The 15692-nt window shown below is 42.4% G+C and carries 19 protein-coding genes; 12 read left to right on the plus strand and 7 right to left on the minus strand.

The window, feature by feature from the left end:
• Window positions 1-22: 22 nt before the first annotated feature.
• From ERX27_RS05685 to thiD, 5 genes are all read right to left on the minus strand, one after another.
• Entirely contained in the window at window positions 23-577 is a 555-nt protein-coding gene (locus ERX27_RS05685) for a sugar O-acetyltransferase (RefSeq protein ID WP_208001761.1), read from the minus strand.
• 9 nt (window positions 578-586) lie between these two features.
• Window positions 587-1459, minus strand: coding sequence for a GTP cyclohydrolase FolE2 (gene folE2 / locus ERX27_RS05690; RefSeq protein WP_133431867.1), 873 nt, complete (start codon window positions 1457-1459; stop codon window positions 587-589).
• A gap of 22 nt (window positions 1460-1481) precedes the next feature.
• Window positions 1482-2144, minus strand: a complete 663-nt coding sequence (bshB2, locus tag ERX27_RS05695) for a bacillithiol biosynthesis deacetylase BshB2 (RefSeq protein ID WP_133431868.1) — start codon at window positions 2142-2144, stop codon at window positions 1482-1484.
• Between the two features lie 12 nt (window positions 2145-2156).
• Entirely contained in the window at window positions 2157-2513 is a 357-nt protein-coding gene (locus tag ERX27_RS05700) for a YojF family protein (RefSeq protein WP_133431869.1), read from the minus strand.
• A 114-nt stretch (window positions 2514-2627) separates the two neighbouring features.
• Window positions 2628-3458 (minus strand): bifunctional hydroxymethylpyrimidine kinase/phosphomethylpyrimidine kinase, encoded by an 831-nt coding sequence (gene thiD, locus ERX27_RS05705; protein WP_133431870.1) that lies wholly within the window; start codon window positions 3456-3458, stop codon window positions 2628-2630.
• Between the two features lie 109 nt (window positions 3459-3567).
• Here thiD and ERX27_RS05710 point away from each other — a divergent pair, with 109 nt between their 5' ends.
• Genes ERX27_RS05710 through ERX27_RS05720 form a run of 3 tightly spaced genes read left to right on the plus strand, consistent with a single transcriptional unit; the run spans window position 3568 to window position 4891 of the window.
• On the plus strand, window positions 3568-4236 hold the full coding sequence (locus ERX27_RS05710; protein ID WP_133431871.1) for a uracil-DNA glycosylase: 669 nt from the start codon (window positions 3568-3570) through the stop codon (window positions 4234-4236).
• Window positions 4226-4519, plus strand: a complete 294-nt coding sequence (locus tag ERX27_RS05715; RefSeq protein WP_133431872.1) for a YwdI family protein — start codon at window positions 4226-4228, stop codon at window positions 4517-4519. The genes ERX27_RS05710 and ERX27_RS05715 overlap by 11 nt, the downstream gene beginning before the upstream one ends.
• A gap of 9 nt (window positions 4520-4528) precedes the next feature.
• Entirely contained in the window at window positions 4529-4891 is a 363-nt protein-coding gene (locus ERX27_RS05720) for a DUF423 domain-containing protein (protein ID WP_133431873.1), read from the plus strand.
• Between the two features lie 187 nt (window positions 4892-5078).
• Here ERX27_RS05720 and ERX27_RS05725 read toward each other — a convergent pair whose 3' ends face one another.
• Window positions 5079-6416 (minus strand): APC family permease, encoded by a 1338-nt coding sequence (locus tag ERX27_RS05725; RefSeq protein ID WP_133431874.1) that lies wholly within the window; start codon window positions 6414-6416, stop codon window positions 5079-5081.
• Between the two features lie 225 nt (window positions 6417-6641).
• Between ERX27_RS05725 and ERX27_RS05730 the strand changes: the two genes are divergently transcribed.
• The 5 genes from ERX27_RS05730 to ERX27_RS05750 all read left to right on the plus strand — a co-directional run bounded on the left by ERX27_RS05730 (window position 6642) and on the right by ERX27_RS05750 (window position 11069).
• The gene (locus ERX27_RS05730; protein ID WP_133431875.1) at window positions 6642-7604 is read left to right on the plus strand and encodes an ABC transporter permease; all 963 of its coding nucleotides are present in this window, start codon (window positions 6642-6644) and stop codon (window positions 7602-7604) included.
• Window positions 7588-8541: an iron chelate uptake ABC transporter family permease subunit gene (locus ERX27_RS05735; protein WP_133431876.1), complete on the plus strand. Its 954-nt coding sequence runs from the start codon at window positions 7588-7590 to the stop codon at window positions 8539-8541. The genes ERX27_RS05730 and ERX27_RS05735 overlap by 17 nt, the downstream gene beginning before the upstream one ends.
• Complete coding sequence (locus ERX27_RS05740) at window positions 8534-9337, plus strand: iron ABC transporter ATP-binding protein (RefSeq protein WP_133431877.1); 804 nt, start codon at window positions 8534-8536, stop codon at window positions 9335-9337. Before ERX27_RS05735 ends, ERX27_RS05740 begins: the two co-directional genes overlap by 8 nt.
• 90 nt (window positions 9338-9427) lie before the next feature.
• Window positions 9428-10459 carry a ferrated catecholamine ABC transporter substrate-binding lipoprotein SstD gene (locus ERX27_RS05745; protein ID WP_133431878.1) on the plus strand — a complete coding sequence of 344 codons (1032 nt, stop codon included), beginning with the start codon at window positions 9428-9430 and terminating at the stop codon, window positions 10457-10459.
• A 91-nt stretch (window positions 10460-10550) separates the two neighbouring features.
• Entirely contained in the window at window positions 10551-11069 is a 519-nt protein-coding gene (locus tag ERX27_RS05750; RefSeq protein ID WP_133431879.1) for a hypothetical protein, read from the plus strand.
• A 320-nt stretch (window positions 11070-11389) separates the two neighbouring features.
• On the opposite strand, the gene hemQ is transcribed toward ERX27_RS05750, so the two are convergent.
• Entirely contained in the window at window positions 11390-12139 is a 750-nt protein-coding gene (hemQ, locus tag ERX27_RS05755) for a hydrogen peroxide-dependent heme synthase (protein WP_133431880.1), read from the minus strand.
• Window positions 12140-12292: 153 nt separating this feature from the next.
• Here hemQ and pta point away from each other — a divergent pair, with 153 nt between their 5' ends.
• The 4 genes from pta (at window position 12293) to ERX27_RS05775 (ending at window position 15689) form a co-directional block, all read left to right on the plus strand.
• On the plus strand, window positions 12293-13279 hold the full coding sequence (gene pta / locus ERX27_RS05760) for a phosphate acetyltransferase (RefSeq protein WP_133431881.1): 987 nt from the start codon (window positions 12293-12295) through the stop codon (window positions 13277-13279).
• Window positions 13279-14118, plus strand: coding sequence for a lipoate--protein ligase family protein (locus tag ERX27_RS05765; protein WP_208001762.1), 840 nt, complete (start codon window positions 13279-13281; stop codon window positions 14116-14118). The genes pta and ERX27_RS05765 overlap by 1 nt, the downstream gene beginning before the upstream one ends.
• Entirely contained in the window at window positions 14108-14434 is a 327-nt protein-coding gene (locus ERX27_RS05770; RefSeq protein WP_133431882.1) for a YuzB family protein, read from the plus strand. The genes ERX27_RS05765 and ERX27_RS05770 overlap by 11 nt, the downstream gene beginning before the upstream one ends.
• 142 nt (window positions 14435-14576) lie before the next feature.
• Entirely contained in the window at window positions 14577-15689 is a 1113-nt protein-coding gene (locus ERX27_RS05775) for an ATP-grasp domain-containing protein (RefSeq protein WP_165983102.1), read from the plus strand.
• The last annotated feature ends 3 nt before the right edge of the window (window positions 15690-15692 follow it).

The following is a 15692-nucleotide window of genomic DNA, read 5'->3' on the forward strand; positions in this document are numbered from 1 at the left end:
CTGAGCAATCAGTCCATTTTTTTTATTCAATGATTTGGATGACTCGAGCAGGTACGCCTGCAACTACGACATTATCGGTCACATCTTTAGTGACAACACTGCCACTCGCTATGACTACATTGTCTCCGATTGTCACACCTGGATTAATGACTGAATGGCCACCAATCCAGCAGTTGTGACCAATCTTAACAGGTTTGGCATACTCGACGCCGCTGTTACGTTCAACTGGATTCACCGGATGTGTCGCGGTATAAATATGCACGCCGGGCGCAATCATACAGTTATCACCGATATCAATACGCGCGACATCAAGCAATGTTAAATCAAAGTTTGAATAAAAATTTTCACCCACGTAAATATTATAACCATAGTCGACTCGTAGATTACTTTCGACATGAATCTGTTCACCTGTTGAGCCGAAGATAGCCTTCACTTTTTTCGCACGTTCTTCTGCTAAGTTTTCAGGTATCGCATTGAAACTACGTGTTGCAAGTTTCGCCTGAACACGGTCACTGACAAGTGTAGGATCTTGCGGATTATAAAGCTCGCCGCGCAGCATCTTTTCTTTTTCAGTCATAAGGGCTCCTTATTTACTGTATTTAAGACGGGCAAACGCATCATGCTGGTGAATAGATTCCTCGTTACGACATTCAATCTCAAATCCTTTGATGAATGGTAATTCTACTAAATCAGCAGCAATCAAACGCAGTAAATCTTCAACAAAACGAGGGTTTTCATAAGCACGTTCTGTAACAGATTTTTCATCTGTGCGTTTTAAGATAGGGTACAGCATACTTGATGCGTTGATCTCCATCGCTTCAAGCATCTGTTCTTTGTAATCAGCGGGCAGTTCTTCAGCAAGGTCCGCTTTGACCGTCACGACGCCGCGCTGGTTATGTGCAGAATATTCACTGATTTCTTTTGAACATGGGCAAAGCGTCGTCACTTGTGCTTTAATCGTCAATGACTGGCTGATGACTTCTTCATCAGCGACTGTCATCTCAAATGTGGTATCCGCATGGCCGACTGCTTTTAAGTTAGTGATCGGGCTGTAACGGTCGAAGAACCAGACACCTTCTACTTCAACAGAGGCGTTTTTTTGTTTCATCGCTGTCTGAAGTGTAATGAGAACTTTCTTCAGAGTATCGAAGTCGAGTGTCAGACCATTTTCATAATGCGACTCAACAGATTCCAGAATACGACTCATGTTAATGCCTTTCTCATCTTTTGCCAGATGAGTAGACAGACTGAAATTGCCGACTGTCTGGAAATCACCGATACGGACAGGATAAGTCAGATTCTTGATACCGACATGGTCGATTTCAAATAAAAAGTCTTTTTTAGAGCTCTGTAAATCCATCATCAATTCTTTTTCGGTCGGTTTAGTACCTTTGATCGGGTCAACGGAACCAAAATGTCTCCAGCGACCTTCACGTGTCTTTAAATTATATTCTTTCATTTTACTAATCTCCTAAGTTTCGTTATACAGTATAGCTGTAAAAGCGTTCTGTTTTCATCCACATATCACGCGCTTCTTCTGCCTGCTGAGAGTCTGCGGCGAGATTTTTAAGCATTGGACCTGTCTGTGAGGCATGTGCTTCCAGCACGCGCATTTTCTGTTCTTCATATCCTGTTATATCAACGACAACGTCTGGTGCACCTAGAACATCAAACGTATCATGACTGAAAGCGACAAGATTGAGTTTAGGTCGTTCATTTTCAGGCAGGCGTCTGACTGCTTCAATCACTGCATCTGCTGTAGCCTCGTGGTCCGGGTGCACAGCGTGGCCTGGATAGAATGAAATGATGAGAGAAGGTTTCAGTTCATCTATTAAAGCACCGACCATGTTAGCCAGGTCTTCGGTTTTTTCAAATTCCAGTGTTTTATCGCGGTAGCCCATTTTTCTTAAATCTTTAATACCGATAGCTTCCGCTGCACGTTCCAGTTCCTGTTCGCGGATAAAAGGAAGTGACTCGCGCGTTGCAAACGGGGGATTACCTAAATTACGGCCCATCTGTCCAAGCGTTAGACATGCGTAAGTAACAGGAACGCCTGCATCTACGAACTGTGCAAGGGTACCTGAAACACCGAATGCTTCGTCATCAGGATGTGGGAATACAACTAATACTTGTGATTCTGTCATTTTGTGCACCTCTTATAAATGAAATGGTGTTCGACTGATTTCAAGAGCGGCAGCCAGTTGTCCATCATAGTTATGGCCGGCCATCAGAAAAGCACCATCTTCTGCGATTTCGTAATGCGTAAGTCCTTGTACATAAACCCAGCCGCCTTCGAGCTTTAAGCCGACGCGGTACGGATCTTTTTTACCACCCGTGATCTTGCCTTGAATGTAAGTTACTTTAATATTGCGAAGAAAAGTACCCGCATTGAAGACGCGTTCATCGAAATGTGATGCATATGCGCCATTTGTTGTCTCAACATGAAGATAGACAGGTGTATTGGCGAATTCGTCCAGATGCTGCTGTACAGTTTGTTCATTAATTAATTCCATCATTATAACTCCTCATGAAATACTGCTACTATTTTACTAAAGTCAGCAGCTGATTTATAGCTTTTATTGATAAAGAAGAGTGCACCATAAGGTCCACTCTCCGCTGTCGTCAGTCTATACTTCTTTTGTTGCTACTTCGATTTTCTCTACTTTATTAGAAGCACCGTGCTGAACAGGTCCTACGAAGTCATTCATTTTCCAGCCGTGTTTAATAGCAGAAGCGACGAATACTTTAGCATTGATGACTGCTTCACGTGGAGACTGACCGTTCGCTAAGTTTGCTGTTGTCGCAGCAGCGAATGTACAGCCAGCACCGTGATTATAAGAAGACTGGAATTTTTCTGTTGTCAGCAATGTATAAGTTTCACCGTCAAAGTAAAGGTCAACTGCTTCTTGTCCTTCAAGTGCTTTGCCACCTTTAATGATGACGTGTTTCGCACCGCGTTCATGAATAATACGCGCCGCTTCTTTCATCTGGTCGATAGAAGTCAGTTTACCGAGACCCGATAATTGGCCAGCTTCAAAAAGGTTAGGTGTAACGACTGTAGCAAGTGGTAACAGTTCTTTGATCATCGCTTCAGTATTACCAGGATTTAAGACTTCATCTTCTCCTTTGCAGACCATAACTGGGTCCACAACGAAAAAGTCAGCATCTGAATCTTTGTAGGCTTGTGCTGCACGGCCGATAATCTCTTCTGAACCGAGCATACCTGTTTTGATTGCATCTGGACCGATAGATAATGCAGTCTTAATCTGTTTATCTAATAAATCGATTGGTAGTGGTGTAACATCATGACCCCATGTTTCAGGATCCATTGTAACAACTGCAGTCAGTGCGACCATACCGTATGTGTTTAACTCCTGGAACGTTTTTAAATCGGCCTGCATGCCTGCTCCGGCACTTGTGTCAGACCCTGCAATAGTTAAAGTTTTCTTAAGTGACATGTGACATACCCCATTCTTTTTCTGATTATTATTATCATAGCATGAATACGGGTATGACAAAATAAAATGCTTACAAATTATGATACAATCCATATGAAGAGGTGATGAGATGAATTGGGATACAATATTCAAGGAAATCAAGGGAAAACACGATTTTACGGAGATGGATTCATTTCTGGAAGAAGCTTATGAAACAAAAGAGATTTATCCGGCGCGTGAGAACATCTATAACGCGTTTAAATACACGCCGTTTGATAAAGTAAAGGTTGTGATACTCGGGCAGGATCCTTATCATGGTCCGGACCAGGCACATGGTTTAGCGTTCTCAGTCAAGAACGGTACCAAGTTGCCCCCTTCACTGCGCAATATGTATAAGGAACTTGAAGAAGATACAGGCTGTGTCAGACAGACAGGTGAACTGACAGGCTGGGCAGAAGAAGGTGTCCTGTTACTCAACACGGTCATGACTGTGGAGAAAGGACAGGCGAACTCACACCGTGGCATCGGCTGGGAAACCTTTACGAACGAAGTGATTAAAGCAGTCAGTGATGAGAAAGAGCATGTTGTGTTCATACTCTGGGGAAAACCGGCTCAGAGTAAACTGCCTCTTATTGATACGACGAAACATCATATCATTACAAGCGTCCATCCGAGCCCTTTAAGTGCTTTTCGCGGCTTCTTTGGTTCAAAGCCTTATAGTCAGACAAATGACTATTTGAAAGCACAAGGTCTTGAACCGATTAACTGGTGCAAGGAGGTTGTGATGCATGAAAAATAAGGTCATTCAGCAGATAGAGGCTGAACTGAGTAAGGCAAAGATGTCAGACGGTGAAATGTTTGCAAGACATATGTACGCAGTTGAAACACTTGCAAGACTTGCTGCAACTACCGCGGATGCAGATGAGAAAGTGCAGTACGTGAGTCATTCAAATCCAACCACCTCTCAACCTGTCATATCTGCTGCAGAGCTGAAGATGATGGGTGCGAAAGTCCCAACGAAAGAAAATAAAGCAGTAACAGATGATGGTTTTGGCAATGGCGATTCATTATTTGATTTTTAGGAGGATAACATGAAGACATTTATTATAATAGGTGCACTTAATGCACTTATCGCAGTGGCGCTCGGTGCTTTTGGTGCACATGGACTTGAAGGAAAGCTGAGCGAGAAATATCTCGACATCTGGAACAAGGCGACGACTTATCAGATGTATCATGCACTAGGATTAGTGTTGATCGGTATCCTGATGGGGACGACTAAACTGAACCTAAATACAGCAGGATGGCTGATGACAGCGGGTATTATTTTCTTCAGCGGTTCACTCTATGTGCTTGCCGTAACACAGATTAAAGTACTAGGCGCGATTACACCAATCGGTGGCGTTCTCTTTATCGCCAGCTGGGCGTTGATGATTCTTGCAGCATGGAAAGCATAAAAAAATGACCCTCAGACGAGGGTCATTTTTTTAGCGGTTATAGTTGTTTGTGTTGTTACGTTTGTTTAACTGACGTTGTAAAATCGGTAAAATGATGGGTGCTAATTTAATTAATAATGAGATTAATCTTTTCATATTGAACTCCTCTTTTCACGGTTTTCTTATTTATAGCCGTTAAATAAATAGCTTAAACATGCTTTTTAAGGAACAGATAAAAAGGAATACCGACGGCAACGATTATCAGTGAATAAAGCGCCCCAAGGAAGTCACTCTGCAGGGTACTGATAATGATGAACAGACCTCCTAGAATAGCGACAATCGGTACGACTGGATAAAGTGGTACCGAGTAAGCTCTTTGACCTTTAAAACGTTTTCTGAGCAGGAATAAACCGACAAAAGCCATGATATAGAAAACATAGATGACAAAAATACAGATTTCGGATAAGTAGTCCGCATTGACGACTTTAGGAAACGCCATCGTCAGAAGGACGAGCAGAAGGCCAAGCAGATAAACGATACTGAGTGCGCCGACTGGTGTATTTGTTTTCGGGCTGACGTAACCGATGACTTTAGAGAATGGCAATAAGTGATCGTCTGCCATCGCAAATGGTACACGAGGGAATGTCATGATCTTACCGTTCAGACAGCCGAAGATGGAGATGATGACACCGATATTGACGAATTTTGCCCCGATAGAACCGAAGAGAACAGTCGCTGCCTGTGCTGAGCTGGTATTACCCATACCGATCAGTTCTGATGCAGGAATGACATGGAAGACGGCAATATTGATGAAAACATAAGCGAGCGTCACGACTGACAGGCCGATAAGCATCGCGAGCGGCAGATTGCGTTTCGCATTTTTCATCTCGCCTGTTAAGTTCGTCAGCATAATCCAGCCGTCGTAAGCGAATAGCGTCGCGAGTACAGCACGACCGAAGTTGATCTCATCCCCATCTTTAATAAGACTCGTTACATCTTGATTAAAGATATCTGCTTTCCCCCATAATAATCCAAAGATGATAATCGCAAATACTGGAATCAGTTTAGCGACTGTTGTGAAGTTCTGCATCGCTCCGCCAAGACCAGTACCCAGAATATTAAGAATGACTAGGAATGTGAGTGCTGCAATCCCAATCCAGATACCCAGGCTCTCACTGAAACCAAAAAAGTTAGCTACTAAAATACCGAAGAATAAAGTGAGAGAAGCGATAATGGCTGGACCATAAATAACAGTCTGGACCCATCCCGTTAAGAAGCCCCAGAAACGACCGTATATATCACGAATATAAGCATAAAGCCCACCTGTCTTCGGAATCTGAGCACCGACTTCAGCGATGGTCAACCCCGCAGCAAGCGTCAGCACACCCCCGACAACCCAGGCTGCAATCGCCATATTGCTGGATCCTGCATGGCCGAGAACGACTGATGGCTTAACAAATACACCGGATCCAATAATCGTACCGATAACAATTGTGATGGCTGTCATCAAGCCGATGGATTTCTTCAGAGAATCCTCCTGATGCATAAAAATACCCCCTTAAATTAAATAATACTCTCTCAATATAGCATGAAAGAGAAGACATAAATACCCCGTAATGAATGCGTATACAAAATAATAAATATTTTTTTCTATTAAATAGGAAAGATTAACATGTTATTAAATTAAATACAGAAAAAAGGTTGAAATGCGTATTAACTTTGTTATCATTATAAATGATAATGATTATCAATTGCAGAGGAGCTTTTTCATATGAAGTTGCGGTACCTGGTTATCCTACTCATTGTACTGTCTATGCTGTCTATTTTTATCGGTGTAGTGGATCTTGCGCCCAGACACCTTTTGCAGCTGACAACCAATGAAAAAAATATATTGATCAACAGTCGACTGCCGAGGACTATCTCGATCATTCTGGCAGGTGCTGCTCTCAGTATTTCAGGGCTGCTGATGCAGCAGCTGACACGTAATAAATTTGTTTCACCGACAACAGCAGGAACGATGGATTTCGCGAAACTCGGTATTCTGATTGCCATAATTTTCTTCACGGAAGCCCATATTCTCATCAAACTCATCTTTGCGATAATGGCTGCGATTATTGGAACGCTCTCATTTATGTTCATCGTCAACCGTATCAAATACAAAGATGCCATTTTTATTCCGCTCGTCGGACTGATGCTCGGTAATATCGTTTCCAGTTTTGCGACGTTCATGGCGCTTCGATTCAATGCGATGCAGAGTATCGGCAATTTCTTTGTTGGTGATTTTTCGATGGTGACGTCGGGACGTTATGAGATTCTCTATATTATTATTCCGATGGTCATACTGATTTATTTCTTCGCACATCATTTCACCATTGTCGGCATGGGAGAATCGTTTAGTCGCAATCTAGGCATTCCATACGAACGCATCATGAATATCGGTGTTATCATCAGCGCCGTGGTATCGGCGACAGTCGTTGTAACAATCGGAGTTCTGCCGTTCCTAGGTCTTGTCGTGCCGAATATCGTTTATATGCTTGTAGGCGACCACCTGCAGAAGACGCTGCCGTTTACAGCGCTGATTGGTTCGATCCTTGTAATGGTTGCGGACATTTTCAGCCGCCTGATTATTTTTCCTTACGAAATCCCGATTGGTCTGACGCTCGGCATTATCGGCAGCGTGCTTTTCATGCTGCTTCTCTTGAAAAGGAGGAACGAGTATGTCGCCAAAATCTAAGAAAGTTCTGCTATTACTAGTGACGGCGGTCGTATTAATTGGTCTTTATATTCTGATACAGCTGAATATGAATGCACTCGGCTACGTTTTACCTGCACGCGTGCGTAAAGTTGCAGTTATTATTCTGGTAGGCGCAGCCATCGGTGTCTCATCACTGATTTTTCAGACGCTGACAGAAAATCATCTGCTGACGCCGTCAGTCATCGGCCTTGATGCTGTCTATTTATTCCTGCAGACGGTCATCATCTTTATATTCGGGGCTGTCAGTTCGCTGCTGATGAATACGTATATTAATTTCTTTCTTTCTGTTGCTCTAATGGTTCTGTTTACACTCGGACTTTTCAAACTCGTTTTCAGAAAAAATACATCAGTTTACTTTATCCTGCTCTTCGGTCTGGTGATGGGAACTTGCTTTCAAAGTCTTTCAAGCTTCATGCACATGGTCATGAATCCCGATGATTTCCTGATGCTGCAGGACAGATTATTTGCAAGCTTCAATACAGTAAACGAAAAGCTGCTGATTCTCTGTGCAGTTTTAATCGGTTTACTGCTCATTCTCGTCTACCGCAGGAGTCATGAACTGGACGTTTTAAGTCTTGGGAAGATTCATGCGGTCAACCTTGGACTTGATGTCGACAAGTTAACGCGTTCAATGCTGCTGATTGTTGCAATTCTTGTCAGCATTTCAACAGCCCTTGTCGGACCTATCACATTTCTGGGTATCATCGTCTGTAACATTACCTATCAGTTTATCCGGACTTATGAACATAAGCTGCTCATTGTCTGCACGATACTGATTTCAGTGATTACGCTGCTGATCGGTCAGATGATGACCCAGTATATTTTTGATGGGACGACTGAAATTACGATTATGATCAATTTTGTCGGAGGACTCTACTTCATCTATTTACTCTTTAAGGAGGGCGCACATGATTAAAGTCAGTCAATTATCGCTTGATATCGGAAAGAAAAAAATCCTTAAAAATGTATCGACAGAAATCAGACAAGGCGCTATAACGGCGATTATCGGTCCTAACGGCGCGGGTAAAAGTACATTGCTCAATGCTGCGACACGTCTGATTGATGTGACAACGGGTTCTGTTGAACTGAACGGGACTGAAATCACTCGTCTGAAAAGTGATCAGGTTGCAAAGGAACTGGCTGTTCTGAAGCAGAGCAATCATACCAATTTAAAACTTACAGTCCGTGAACTGGTGAACTTTGGCCGTTTCCCGTATTCGAAAGGACGACTATCGAAGACAGATAAACAAGTGGTCGATGAATCGCTTGAATATATGGGACTGACGAACATGCAGGAGGCTTATTTAGATGAGCTGTCAGGCGGGCAGAGACAGCGTGCTTTTATCGCGATGACGCTTGCGCAAGATACAGACTATATCTTTTTAGATGAGCCGCTGAACAATCTGGATATGAAACACTCTGTTCAGATGATGCAGCTACTCAGACGTCTCGTAAGAGAAAAACAGAAGACAATCGTCATTGTCATACATGACATCAACTTCGCTTCATGCTACGCAGATTATATCGTCGCGATGAAAGAAGGCGAAATTCTGCTCGACGGACCAAAGGATGATGTCATCACGCCGGAAGCTTTAAAGTCTATCTATGATATGGACATCAACATTGAATGTATTTTTGGGCAGCAGATCTGCGTCTATTTCGATGATGAAAAAACAGTGGATGACTACGTCAGAGAAGTACAGATGGTATAGTCACGCATAATGAAAGGAGTGATGCTGGGGATTAAGTGTTACGTTGGGCGCAAAAATTCGGGGAAAAATTTAAAATACAAGGAGATTACCATGAAGAAATATTCACTTTTAGTACTTAGTTTTGCATTAATTTTAATCTTAGCAGCATGTGGCAGCAAAAAAGAAACGACAACAGAAGAAAAAACAGCAGGAGACTCATCAGAAAATACTGTAGAAATCACAAATGAATACAAAATGATGGGTGAAAAAGAAGATGGCAGCGATGCAAAAGATGTATCAGAAAAAGTAGAAGTCCCTAAAAACTCTAAAAAAGTAGCAGTATTTGATTACGGTACATTGACAACAATGCAGGAACTAGGTCTGAATGATCACGTCATCGGTTTACCTAAAGGTGAAGGTAATCGCTCTGTCCCTGAATTTTTGAAAGAATTCAAAGACGATAAATACACAAACCTCGGCTCACTTAAAGAACCTAACTTTGAAAAACTCGCTGAACTGAGTCCGGAAGTCATCCTTATTTCAGGACGTCAGGCATCAGCTAAAGTCATGGATGAAATGAAAAAAGCAGCACCAGACGCTAAAATTGTCTATGTCGGTACTAAAGATACAGCTTATGTCGACAGTGTAAAAGCCAATACAGACAACATCGGTAAAATGTTCGATAAAGAAGACGAAACAACAAAATTAAACAAAGAATTAGACGACAAGATTGCAGAAGTGAAGAAAATGACAGAAGCATCTGACAAAAAAGGTCTTTTCGTATTAGCGAATGAAGGCGAACTTTCAGTGTTTGGTAAAGGTGGACGTTTCGGCTTCATCCATGATGTATTAGGAGTAAAAGAAGGGGACAAAAATATTAAAGCAGAAGGTCACGGCCAGGTCGTGAACTATGAATATTTCAACAAAGTGAATCCTGACATCATCTTTGCGATGGACAGAGGCGTAGCAGTCGGTGGTAAATCATCAAGCAAGCAAGTGTTATCGAATAAAGTGATTAAAGACGTCAACGCTATTAAAGAAAACAAAGTTATCGAATTAAACCCATACTTATGGTACTTCTCAGGTGGCGGCGTTAAAACAACAATGCAGCAGATCGATGAAATCGAAAAAGCTTATCAATAAACTTAAAATCCGGCAGCAGCCGGATTTTTTTGGTATAAATTGACATGTCAGTAGGGCAGTATTACACTGAAGAAAACTTTGAGGTGACATGATGAATAGAGGATGGTTATGGTGGGCAGTATTGATCATTGCAGGACTAGGTCTTACGATGATGACAGTCATACAGCAAAGAGAAGTACAAAATAGCGGGGTTGAGCCTGTCCGTGATGAAGCTATTGCTCAAGTAGAAGCCGAGACTTATGCATCTGTAGATGAAGCTAGTAAAGCTGTGAAAGAAATACTTTACAAGGATATGGAATTGAATGGGAATAGTTATGGTGGCGATGGGAATCACTATATCGGTACAGCGAGCTATTATAAAAATAAACAATTATACTTAACGCTTTACTATTTTGTAAAAGAAGGAAGTCACTTTAAGCTTTTCATTGGCCGTCATGATATTAAAGCAACACATGATATAGAGAAGTGGCAGGACCATGCGGGTTCTTATACTTTCGATTGTATGTTAGGACCGTACGACAAAGTTAGGAAGTATGAAAAGAAGTATAATTCTTTGAATAGATTTGAAGACAATACCACTCTTTTGGTTAAGGGAGATAAGTCATCTTAAAAACAGCAGTAGGGATGAGGGAGTGTCCGTTATCCTGAGTTTGTCGGACACAACTCACTCGCCTCACAACCATTCGATAGAGAAGTGTCCGCCATACTACATTTGTCGGACACAACTCGTCCGCCACGCGACTATTCATCAGGGAAGTGTCCGCTATCCCGCATTTACCGGACATAACTCGTCCGCCACGCGACCATTCATCAGGGAAGTGTCCGCTATCCCGCTTTTACCGGACACAACGCGCGGTCACATAACTATCCATCAAAAAAGAGTCCGCTATTCATAAAATAGCGGACTCTTTTACATACACATATTACACCTTAGACTTCAAATAATGACGACAGGTCATCCTGCGCTAAGATATTACCAACGAAGAACTCACCAAACTCGCCGTAGCGGGCAGAGACTTCGTCAAAACGCATTTCATATACTAACTTTTTGAACTGCAGTACATCATCAGCGAAAAGTGTTACGCCCCATTCATGGTCGTCAAAACCGACAGAACCTGTGATGAACTGTTTCACTTTACCGGCGTAGCCGCGTCCAATCATGCCGTGTGAACGCATGAGGCCTTTGCGGTGATCCATGTCAAGCATATACCAGTTATCATTGCCCTCGCGGCGTTTATCCATTGGATAGAAACAAACGTACTCTGTGCGAGGAATTTCTGGGTATAAACGTGAACGGACGTGAGGGTTCTGATATGGATCTTCGTCAGAGTCACCAGCTAAGTAGTTGCTGAGTTCAATGACTGATACGTATGAATAGGTCGGGATTAAATAGTCGCTGATAGCCAGTTTATTGAATTCTGTTTCAAGTGCTGTCAGCTGTTTCATTTCAGGGCGCAGCATCCAGAGCATTAAGTCTGCTTTCTGGCCAGTGATATTATAGAACGCATAAGAACCTTCTTTTGCTTCATGGTTCGCTTCAAGTTTAGTTAAATATTCTTTCAGCTCAGTGACCATCTGTTCGCGGTCTTCTGCTTCCACTAGTTTCAGGCTTGTGAAATCGATGGCATAAAATAAATGGAGGCTGTACCAGCCATCTAATGTTTTTGCTGCTTCAATCATTCATATCTCTCCTCTTGTCTTAGTCCTCTCCAATATACCATAATTAGCGGAAAATTCTGCATTCAGACTTTTACAAATTGATGACGTGAATTCTATTCGCAAATGCTCTATAATAAGGATGTAAATTGTATGAAACACTACTAGGAGGCTATTATGGCTAATTTAATGGATGTATTAAAAGGCAAATTAGAAGGTAAGAATGTCCGCATCGTCTTCCCTGAAGGTAACGATGAGCGTGTTCTCGCAGCAGCAGTGGAACTCGGTAAATCTGATTACGTATCACCTATCGTGTTAGGTAAAGAAGAAGAACTGAAATCACTTAGCGAAAAACTCGGTGTATCTTTAGACGGTTTAGAGACAATCGATCCTGCGACTAGCGAATTACGTTCAGAATTAATCGCTTCTTTCGTTGAGCGTCGTAAAGGTAAAGCAACTGAAGAGCAGGCTGAACAAATGATGAACGACGGCAACTACTTCGGGACAATGCTTGTTCATACAGGTAAAGCAGCAGGGCTTGTATCAGGTGCTGCTCACTCTACAGCTGATACAGTGCGTCCAGCGCTTCAGATCATCAAAACAAAACCTGGTGTTGCGAAAACATCTGGCGTCTTCTTCATGTTACGTGAAGATGAACAGTATGTATTTGGTGACTGTGCCATCAACCCGACTTTAGAAGCATCTGACTTAGCTGAAATCGCTATCGAGAGTGCGAAGACTGCACAAAGCTTCGGCATGGATCCTAAAGTAGCAATGCTCAGCTTCTCAACTAAAGGTTCAGCAAAAACCCCTGAAACAGAAAAAGTCGTAGAAGCGACTCGTTTAGCACAGGGAAAACAAGCAGAAGCGGGACTTGAAAATGTCGTAATCGACGGTGAATTCCAGTTCGATGCTGCATTCGTTCCTTCTGTAGCTGCTAAAAAAGCACCTGAATCTCCAATCCAAGGTGATGCGAATGTCTTCGTATTCCCAAGTCTTGAAGCGGGTAACATCGGTTACAAAATTGCTCAACGTTTAGGTGGATTTGATGCGATCGGACCTATCCTTCAAGGTTTAAATGCACCTGTTAACGACTTATCACGTGGCTGCTCAACTGACGATGTCTATGACTTAGCAATCATCACAGCAGCACAAACACTTTAATGTCCAAGTTTCAGGACAGATGGCAATATACTGATCATACGACAGGACTGCAGCCTATGCAGTCCTTCAGTTTTGATGACACCTTTTGTCATTTGGTCGGCAAGGAGAACTGGGACAGTGTCGTACGCACGTGGGTTCACCAGCATGTCGTTATATTAGGAATCCATGACAGCAGACTGCCGCACTTAAAAGAGGGAATTGATTATCTTATTGAGCAGGGGTATGGTGCCATCGTTCGGAATTCAGGTGGACTAGGTGTTGTACTTGATAGTGGTGTCTTAAATATCTCATTAATATTTAACGGCGGTGAATCGTTCTCGATAGATGGTGGCTACGAGCTGATGTATGACCTTATTAAAGAGATGTTCAAAGAGTATGGTGTCATAATTGAATCGAAGGAAATCGTGCACTCGTATTGTCCTGGCAGCTATGATTTAAGCATCAATGATCGTAAGTTTGCCGGCATCTCACAGCGCAGGGTGCGTGGCGGGGTCGCCGTGCAGATTTATCTCTGTGTAGAGGGTAGTGGCAGCGAGCGCGCCTGTCTGATGCAGGAATTCTACAAGCGTGCACTTCAGGATGAAGAGACAAAATTCAGTTATCCAGAGATTCACCCTGAAGATATGGCGAGTTTAAGTGAACTCCTGGGATTTGAACTGACCGTACAGGACATTCTGTTCAAGCTGCTCGGTGCAATGAAATCTCTCGGTTCACAATTATCGATGGTAGAGATGACAGATGAGGCCTGGTCATTGTATAATGATTACTTCGATAGAATGATTGAGCGTAATGATAAAATGAGAAAAAATATGGAGGATGTGAACAGCAATGCGCAATAAGTTTCAAGTCTGCGATGACTGTCAGGCGGTTAACCTGCGAACTTTATTACCTAAACTCGAAAAAATAGATCCAGATGCGGAAATAGAAGTCGCATGTCAATCTTACTGTGGTCCCGGACGAAAGAAAACATTCGCATTTGTTAACAATCGTCCATGTGCGGCTCATACAGAAGAAGAACTGATGGAGAAAGTCGAGAAACGACTAGCTCAAAAGCGTGATCCGGAAGAAGAGGCGAGACTTCAGAAACGAAATGAAGAACGTAAACGCCGGATGGAAGAGCAGGAAGCTAAAATTAAAGCAAAACGTATGAAGTAAAGTTCTACCGTTATAAACGGTGGAACTTTTTTTCTTTACAATGTAACAACATTATCTTTATCTCAAATTTACAGGACCTTTACAACTGGCTGATATAGTAGAGGAGAAGAATAATGACGAGATGAAGGGTGGACTCATACAGATGAAACGTATTCTGATAACAGGTGCACGTGCACCGATCTCTTATGCAGTGGTTCAACAGCAGGTCGCACTCGGCAATCAGGTTTATCTGACAGATTCAACAAACAAAGTCAGCATCAAAAATACAAAATTCATCGAGAAATTCATCATGACGACTTCTCCCCGCTTTTCTACACAGGAATATATAGAAGATATCAATTCCATTGTGCGTGAATATGATATCGATTATATTCTGCCGCTCAACGAAGAATCGTTCTATCTTTCATACTCTAAACATTTGCTGGCGGCACCGGTCTGGGTAGAAGACATCGATAAAATGCTGTCTGTCCATAATAAATTCAATTTTACAAAGCTGATGCAGGAGATGGGATTTAAAGTCCCTGATACCTCTTATGTCTATAATAAAAAGGAACTGACATCTTTTATTACAAACCATCCGGATGAACACTATATCGTTAAACAGCCTTTCGGACGTTTCGGTCAGTCTGTGCGTAAACTATCAAGATATTCACTGGAGTTCGGCAATGAAGTCCGGTTTCCCTTTATGATTCAGACGCTTATCTACGGGACAGAATGGTGTTCTTATTCGATGGCTTATGAAGGACAGGCTCTGTCAACGTCACTCTACTTGTCTAACACACATGAAAGTTATAACTGTTCCACTCATTTTCATTCACAGAAGAATCCTGAGCTGCAGGCAGTGATTGAAGAAGTGATCAGCAAACTGAACTGGTCTTATCAGATCGCGTTTGACGTTATTCAGTGCAGTAAGACAGGAGAATTCTATTTCATCGAGTGTAATCCTAGAGCGACAAATGGAGCTTTATTCATGAAGCCTGAAGTCTGGAATCTGGAAGTCACTGCACCGACCTATGAGGTCAGACAGCTGATTTTCGTCTCGCTTTTCAACTGGATGAAGAAACCGAAGAAAGATACATTTGAGAAACTCAAGTACGGTAAAGATGTCTTCTGGCACCCTAATGAAAAAGTGATTTTCTTTGAACAGCTGATCAGCGGTGCCCAGTGGTGGGTATCAGCGAAAAGAAAGAAAGTCGCAGTCAATGCGATAACGACGTATGATATTGAATGGAACGATGAACTGATCAGCTTATAAAGC

The organism is Macrococcus brunensis, from assembly GCF_004359615.1.
Classification (GTDB): Bacteria; Bacillota; Bacilli; order Staphylococcales; family Staphylococcaceae; genus Macrococcus; species Macrococcus brunensis.

Coding starts and splice junctions, on each gene's coding strand:
- ERX27_RS05685 (WP_208001761.1), bottom strand. CDS start 577: ATGACTGAAAAAGAAAAGATGCTGCGCGGCGAGCTTTATAATCCGCAA.
- folE2 (WP_133431867.1), bottom strand. CDS start 1,459: ATGAAAGAATATAATTTAAAGACACGTGAAGGTCGCTGGAGACATTTT.
- bshB2 (WP_133431868.1), bottom strand. CDS start 2,144: ATGACAGAATCACAAGTATTAGTTGTATTCCCACATCCTGATGACGAA.
- ERX27_RS05700 (WP_133431869.1), bottom strand. CDS start 2,513: ATGGAATTAATTAATGAACAAACTGTACAGCAGCATCTGGACGAATTC.
- thiD (WP_133431870.1), bottom strand. CDS start 3,458: ATGTCACTTAAGAAAACTTTAACTATTGCAGGGTCTGACACAAGTGCC.
- ERX27_RS05710 (WP_133431871.1), top strand. CDS start 3,568: ATGAATTGGGATACAATATTCAAGGAAATCAAGGGAAAACACGATTTT.
- ERX27_RS05715 (WP_133431872.1), top strand. CDS start 4,226: ATGAAAAATAAGGTCATTCAGCAGATAGAGGCTGAACTGAGTAAGGCA.
- ERX27_RS05720 (WP_133431873.1), top strand. CDS start 4,529: ATGAAGACATTTATTATAATAGGTGCACTTAATGCACTTATCGCAGTG.
- ERX27_RS05725 (WP_133431874.1), bottom strand. CDS start 6,416: ATGCATCAGGAGGATTCTCTGAAGAAATCCATCGGCTTGATGACAGCC.
- ERX27_RS05730 (WP_133431875.1), top strand. CDS start 6,642: ATGAAGTTGCGGTACCTGGTTATCCTACTCATTGTACTGTCTATGCTG.
- ERX27_RS05735 (WP_133431876.1), top strand. CDS start 7,588: ATGTCGCCAAAATCTAAGAAAGTTCTGCTATTACTAGTGACGGCGGTC.
- ERX27_RS05740 (WP_133431877.1), top strand. CDS start 8,534: ATGATTAAAGTCAGTCAATTATCGCTTGATATCGGAAAGAAAAAAATC.
- ERX27_RS05745 (WP_133431878.1), top strand. CDS start 9,428: ATGAAGAAATATTCACTTTTAGTACTTAGTTTTGCATTAATTTTAATC.
- ERX27_RS05750 (WP_133431879.1), top strand. CDS start 10,551: ATGAATAGAGGATGGTTATGGTGGGCAGTATTGATCATTGCAGGACTA.
- hemQ (WP_133431880.1), bottom strand. CDS start 12,139: ATGATTGAAGCAGCAAAAACATTAGATGGCTGGTACAGCCTCCATTTA.
- pta (WP_133431881.1), top strand. CDS start 12,293: ATGGCTAATTTAATGGATGTATTAAAAGGCAAATTAGAAGGTAAGAAT.
- ERX27_RS05765 (WP_208001762.1), top strand. CDS start 13,279: ATGTCCAAGTTTCAGGACAGATGGCAATATACTGATCATACGACAGGA.
- ERX27_RS05770 (WP_133431882.1), top strand. CDS start 14,108: ATGCGCAATAAGTTTCAAGTCTGCGATGACTGTCAGGCGGTTAACCTG.
- ERX27_RS05775 (WP_165983102.1), top strand. CDS start 14,577: ATGAAACGTATTCTGATAACAGGTGCACGTGCACCGATCTCTTATGCA.